Source organism: Streptomyces sp., from assembly GCF_035563135.1.
Taxonomy (GTDB): Bacteria; Actinomycetota; Actinomycetes; order Streptomycetales; family Streptomycetaceae; genus Streptomyces.
This window is the reverse complement of the sequence record NZ_DATMVN010000843.1, coordinates 1-5,251: the sequence shown is the minus strand read 5'-3', so window position 1 is coordinate 5,251 and position 5,251 is coordinate 1. Positions and strand designations below refer to the sequence as shown.

Here is a 5,251-nt window from a genome sequence, read left to right as displayed (position 1 = left end):
GCATGCCGGCGACAGTGCCAGAACCGGTGGTGATCGGCGTCACCGGGTCAGCGCAGCGCCGGCGGCATCAGCGCCTGCGGGACGACGGCGGTCTCGCCGCTCGCCGTCCGAGCCGCGGGCACGCCCTTGAACCGGTAGGGCACCGCACCGATGCCCGGCTGGACGACGTACGCCGCGCCCGGCTCGGCGCCGGCCCACGCCGCGGCCATCGCCCGCGCCACCTCCTCGGCGGACAGCACCGGGAAGTCGGACGCGGCGAACTCGTCGCGCAGCGGGTCGATGATCGCCGTGTCGGCGAACCCGGGGCAGATCGCGGACATGGTGATGCCGTCGCCGACCAACCGCGGGGCCAGCGCGCGGACGAAGGCGACCGCGCCGCCCTTGGCCACGCTGTACCCGGGGTCGGTGGCGACCGGGGAGAGCCCGGCCAGCGACGCCGTCACCACGATCGAGCCGCCGCCGGCACGCGCGAGGGCGGGCAGAGCGGCCTCGGTGCCGTAGACGACGCCGAACAGGTCGACGTCGACGACGCGGAGGAACTCGTCGACGTCCAGGGTGTCGCGGCTCTTCCCGGCGATGCCGGCGTTGAGGAACGCGGCGTCCAGCCGGCCGTGCTCGGCCTCCACCTGGGCCACGACGGCGGCGTTGGCGACCCGGTCGGTGACGTCGAGGGCGACGAAGTGCGCGTCGAGGTCGGCCGCCGTCCGACGGTTGGCGTCACTGTCGAGGTCGGCGAGCACCACGGTCACCTCCTGCCGGCGCAGCAGGGCGGCGAGGGCGCGGCCGAAGCCGCCGGTCCCGCCGGTGATCAGGGCAACGCTGCCCGGAGTGGGGGTCACCCCGGGATCACATCACGCCCCGCGGAGGAACCGGTCGAGGACCCGGATGCCGAAGTGCAGGGAGTCGACCGCGATGCGCTCGTCGATGCCGTGGAAGAGCGAGGCGAAGTCGAGGTCGGCGGGGAGCTTGAGCGGGGAGAAGCCGAAGCAGCGCATGCCCAGGGTCTCGAAGCTCTTGGCGTCGGTGCCGCCGCTCATGATGAACGGGACGGCGCGGGCCGCCGGGTCCTCGGCCTTGAGCGCCTGGATCATCAGGTCGACCGAGGGGCCGTCGAACGTCGTCTCGACCGCCTGGTCGTAGGTGATCCACTCACGGGTGACGCCCTCGCCGATCAGCTCGTCGAGTTGCTGCTCGAACTCCTGCTCGTGCCCGTACAGGAAGCGGCCGTCGATGGTCGCGCCGGCGGTGCCCGGGATGACGTTGGCCTTGTACCCGGCGTCCAGCATCGTGGGGTTGGCGGTGTTGCGCAGGGCCGCGCCGATCATCCGGCTGATGCCGCCGAGCCGGGCCAGCGCCTGCTCGGGGGCGTCGGGGTCGATGTCGATGCCGTAGGCGTCACTGACCTCGTCGAGGAACTGGCGCATGGGTGGGGTGAGCACCGTGGGCAGCCGGGTGGAACCGATCCGGGAGACCGCCTGCGCGAGCCGGGTGACGGCGTTGTCGTCGTGGACGAAGGAGCCGTGCCCGGGGCGGCCGTCGGCGGTCAGCCTCATCCAGGCCAGCCCCTTCTCCGCGGTCTGTACCAGATAGAGGCGCAGGTCGTCGCGGACGGTGATGCTGAAGCCGCCGACCTCGCTGATCGCCTCGGTGCAGCCCTCGAACAGGTCGGCGTGGGAGTCGACCAGGAAGTGGGCGCCCTTCCGGCCGCCGGCCTCCTCGTCGGCGACGAAGGCGAGCACGATGTCCCGGTCGGGCTTCGCCCCGGTGCGGGCCCAGTCGCGGACGAGAGCCAGCACCATCGCGTCCATGTCCTTCATGTCGACCGCGCCGCGGCCCCACACGTAGCCGTCGCGCTGCTCGCCGCTGAACGGGTGCACGCTCCACTCGGTCGGGTCGGCCGGGACGACGTCCAAGTGGCCGTGGACGAGCAGCGCCGGGCGGTCCCGGTTGGTGCCCTCGATCCGGGCGACCAGGCTGGCCCGACCGGGCTCGGACTCGTGGATGACCGAGCTGATGCCCACCTCGTCGAGCTTCGCCGCGACCCACTCGGCGGCCTTCCGCTCCCCCGCGCTGGTGGCCGTGTCCCCGGTGTTCGTGGTGTCGATCCGGATGAGCTCCGACAGCAGGTCCGCGACCTCCTGCTGGGCGCCGGCGAGAGGGGTGACGGAGGGCTGCGACATGCCCCGGATCCTGCCACCGGCCCCTGTCCCGAGGCGGGGTCCGGCTCGGTTATGCTCGTCCCCGACGCGCTCCGGTGCGTCCACCTGTCCGGGTGGCGGAATGGCAGACGCGCTAGCTTGAGGTGCTAGTGCCCTTTATCGGGCGTGGGGGTTCAAGTCCCCCCTCGGACACCGAGTTGAACCCCCACGGCTTCTGAGCCGGTGGGGGTTCTCCTGCTTCTGGCGTCGGCACATCCGCTCGATGCCTGAAGGACTACATCAACCGGTCATTGGCGGCGATGCCCTGCTCGACGGGCACCCGACGGCGCAACCGCAGTGGGTCGACCCAGCCCTCCGGTCCCCCGGCTGCGCTGGCCGGTCGGACCCATCGTGAGCTGGAGGTGTTGCGCCTGATCGCTCGCGGACTGTCGAACGCGGAGATCGCCGGCGAGATCACCGTCGCCGACACAACCGTGACGACTCACGTGACGCGGATGCTGTCCAAGCTCGGGATCCGCGACCGCGCGCAAGCAGTCGTCCTCGCCTACGAATCAGGCTTCGTCACTCGGTCGCGCTAGTACGGGCCACCCGTGAGCCCTCTAGCGTCGTGCTCTCCATCGGGGTGCTCGGCTGAAGAACCCCGGCGCCACCAGCCATCACGCGGGCTGGAGGCGTGCGCGGAAGTACGGTGTCCCCCGTCTCGAATGTGCAGATTTCCGCGCGGAGAGCGGCGGCCGCCTCCCGGCGGGTTTGAAAGCCTCCGTCGATCAGTCGATGCCTTCGATGATGCGGAAGTCGCGCTCGACGGCGTCGGAGAGAGTCACCAGCGCCTTCTGGTACGCCTCGCTCTCGTATGCCTCGACGGCTCGTTCGAAGCTGGCGAACTCGATCAGAACGACGCGATGCGTGTTTCCGGCCTCGTGGGCGACGACTCGGCCGCCACTGGACAGCACACGCCCACCCCCAGCTCGGACGGCCACGCCAGCAAGCTTGTCGTAGGCAGTCAGCCTCTCACGATCGGAAATGACGCGGTAGACACTGACCCAGTAGCCCTTGGCCATGGAGATCTCCTGTGTTCGGCCGGATATGTCCGACTTCGAATCGACGCTCAGGTTGCTCGATCCCGGCGACGGAGCACCGGGCAGTTGTGGGGACGTGCTGATCCGGCCTGGTTCGGCCCTGCCACCCGCGGCTGCCGGTTCGCGCCCCGGCGAAGTCTTCCTCAGCGCCTCGGGCGCCTCCGGCGACAGGGGAACGTGCCGGAGCGCCGTCGCGCTGTGGGTGGTTGGCACCGACGGATATCGCGTCGACTCCGGTCTCCGCGACGGCCCTGACCGTGTTCAGCGTGATGGATCGGGACCGATATGCGTCTGGTGCTCACCGTGGCCATGCGGCGCTCATCGCCGCATAGACCGTGGGCAGGACCGGTGCGGGCCGCAGGTAGACATCCACCCGCTCCACCGATCCGGCGGAGAGGGTCAGCACCTCGCAGCCCTCAACGAGCTCGCCGCGCACGGTCGCCCGCCACAACACCACCGCGCGATCGTCGTCCGTCAGGACTTGGGCCACGGTGACGCCGTGGAAGGCCGTCGTTCGCGCCAGGCACACCGCCCGGACGGTGGACGGCGTCTCCCAGACGGAGAAGGGACTCTGGAGACGGGGTCGATCCCCGAAGAGCGCCACCAGGTCTTCGGCGCGGTCGTCGGCCAGGGCAGCGGCGTACGCGGCTGCGATCCGCTCCGCAATGCTGTTCGACATGGGCTTCCTCCAAGAGTCGCCTCGACCCTGCAGCAGGAACTAGAGGTCAGTGCGGTCCGACAGCAGCCGGCGGATCGGTGCAAGTGCCCTGTCCAGGGTCACGAATCGCGCGGCCGCATCCCGCACGACTGCGACCGGTAGCGACCTCCGGAACATCAGCCGGGCCAGGACCCGGGAGTTCTGCTGGGCGGCCTGGACCCGGGGCCGCTGCCGAGCCTCGTAGCGGCGCAGCGTGTCCGTCACCGCCCCGGGCGCGGCCTCCGCCAGCGACCGTCCCAGGACAGCGGCGGACTCCATCGCCATCGCCGCGCCGACGCCGGCGGTCGGGAGGAAGCCGGCCGCGGCGTCACCCACCAGGCCGACCCGGCCGACGGACCAGGTCGCGGCCCGGACGTCGGTCAGTGACCAGGAGTGCACGTCGCGACCAGCAGCTATCGCGGTGAGTGCCCGGTCCACGCGCGGGTCCCTCCCCCGCAGCTGCCCGCGGACCCTGACGACGAAAGCCGGTGCCCCTGCCGCCGTCGCCGAGCGCGGCCCACCCACGAAGACGCCGGTCCTGCCCTTCACCGGGTACAGCCCGACGAAGAACCCGGCGCCCCAGCACTCCTCGTACAGGTCCGCGGCGTCGTCCGGCTCCGCCCACCCGACCCACCCGGTCCATCCAGTGTCGTAGCCGGTGACCTGATCCGTCGAGAGGACCAACTTCCGGGTGGACGAATGCAGCCCGTCAGCCGCGATGACCGCGTCGAACTCGGCCGTCCTCTCCGAGGCGCCGTCGGACAGCACCGCACGGACGACGTCCGCCTGCTGCGCGAGCCGTGTCACCGTCGCGCCGTACGCCACCGCTCCCCCGGTATCGGCCAGCGCGGCCAGCAGTTCGCCACGCGAGATGCCCCGGTAGTCCCCGAACTCGAGCAGGCTGCCCAGCGAGTACTGCCGTAGCGGCCGGCCGGACCGGCCACGCATCGCGTAGCGGCGGACCGGCACCGATCGCTCCCGGTACGCGTCCTGCACCTTCAGGTGCGCCAACGGAGGATCCACCAGCGGCATCAGTCCGAGCATGTAGCCCGGATCGGCATCCGCACCCCGGCGATCCACCAGGACCGGGTCCAGTCCCGCGGCACGCAGGAACTGCGCCAGCGTCACACCGGCCACGCCGGCGCCGACGACGAGCACCCGCAGCCGATTCCGACGGACGGCGGCGAGCTGTTCCTCCAGGGCGACTGGCGTGAGCATCTCTCTGTCCTTCCTGGGGTTCGAACCCGGTCATGGCGCGTCGGCATCGAGGAACTGCACGATCTCGACGCGTCCCTTCCGGGGCTGTCAGATGGAAG

General features: G+C 71.1%; 6 protein-coding genes and 1 tRNA gene. 2 read left to right on the top strand and 5 right to left on the bottom strand.

Annotation, left to right across the window (positions count from 1 at the left end; genetic code table 11):
* Positions 1 to 47: 47 nt before the first annotated feature.
* Both VN520_RS37395 and VN520_RS37390 read right to left on the bottom strand, forming a co-directional pair.
* Positions 48 to 839: an SDR family oxidoreductase gene (locus VN520_RS37395; RefSeq protein ID WP_325751407.1), complete on the bottom strand. Its 792-nt coding sequence runs from the start codon at positions 837 to 839 to the stop codon at positions 48 to 50.
* A gap of 12 nt (positions 840 to 851) precedes the next feature.
* The gene (locus tag VN520_RS37390) at positions 852 to 2,180 is read right to left on the bottom strand and encodes a M20/M25/M40 family metallo-hydrolase (protein ID WP_325751406.1); all 1,329 of its coding nucleotides are present in this window, start codon (positions 2,178 to 2,180) and stop codon (positions 852 to 854) included.
* 86 nt (positions 2,181 to 2,266) lie between these two features.
* On the opposite strand from VN520_RS37390, the gene VN520_RS37385 reads away from it, so the two are divergent.
* Both VN520_RS37385 and VN520_RS37380 read left to right on the top strand, forming a co-directional pair.
* Positions 2,267 to 2,351 (top strand) — tRNA-Leu (locus VN520_RS37385).
* 107 nt (positions 2,352 to 2,458) lie between these two features.
* On the top strand, positions 2,459 to 2,737 hold the full coding sequence (locus VN520_RS37380) for a response regulator transcription factor (protein ID WP_414720074.1): 279 nt from the start codon (positions 2,459 to 2,461) through the stop codon (positions 2,735 to 2,737).
* A gap of 189 nt (positions 2,738 to 2,926) precedes the next feature.
* Here VN520_RS37380 and VN520_RS37375 read toward each other — a convergent pair whose 3' ends face one another.
* The 3 genes from VN520_RS37375 to VN520_RS37365 form a co-directional block, all read right to left on the bottom strand.
* Positions 2,927 to 3,220: a DUF1330 domain-containing protein gene (locus VN520_RS37375; RefSeq protein ID WP_325751405.1), complete on the bottom strand. Its 294-nt coding sequence runs from the start codon at positions 3,218 to 3,220 to the stop codon at positions 2,927 to 2,929.
* A gap of 316 nt (positions 3,221 to 3,536) precedes the next feature.
* A complete protein-coding gene (locus VN520_RS37370; protein WP_325751404.1) occupies positions 3,537 to 3,917 on the bottom strand; it encodes a nuclear transport factor 2 family protein in 381 nt (126 codons plus the stop codon).
* A gap of 39 nt (positions 3,918 to 3,956) precedes the next feature.
* Positions 3,957 to 5,153 (bottom strand): NAD(P)/FAD-dependent oxidoreductase, encoded by a 1,197-nt coding sequence (locus tag VN520_RS37365; protein ID WP_325751403.1) that lies wholly within the window; start codon positions 5,151 to 5,153, stop codon positions 3,957 to 3,959.
* Positions 5,154 to 5,251: the final 98 nt, after the last annotated feature.

Bases quoted from the DNA above. Each gene is read 5' to 3' on its own strand.
- VN520_RS37375 (WP_325751405.1), bottom strand. From the start codon at position 3,220: ATGGCCAAGGGCTACTGGGTCAGTGTCTACCGCGTCATTTCCGATCGT.
- VN520_RS37390 (WP_325751406.1), bottom strand. From the start codon at position 2,180: ATGTCGCAGCCCTCCGTCACCCCTCTCGCCGGCGCCCAGCAGGAGGTC.
- VN520_RS37370 (WP_325751404.1), bottom strand. From the start codon at position 3,917: ATGTCGAACAGCATTGCGGAGCGGATCGCAGCCGCGTACGCCGCTGCC.
- VN520_RS37380 (WP_414720074.1), top strand. From the start codon at position 2,459: ATGCCCTGCTCGACGGGCACCCGACGGCGCAACCGCAGTGGGTCGACC.
- VN520_RS37365 (WP_325751403.1), bottom strand. From the start codon at position 5,153: ATGCTCACGCCAGTCGCCCTGGAGGAACAGCTCGCCGCCGTCCGTCGG.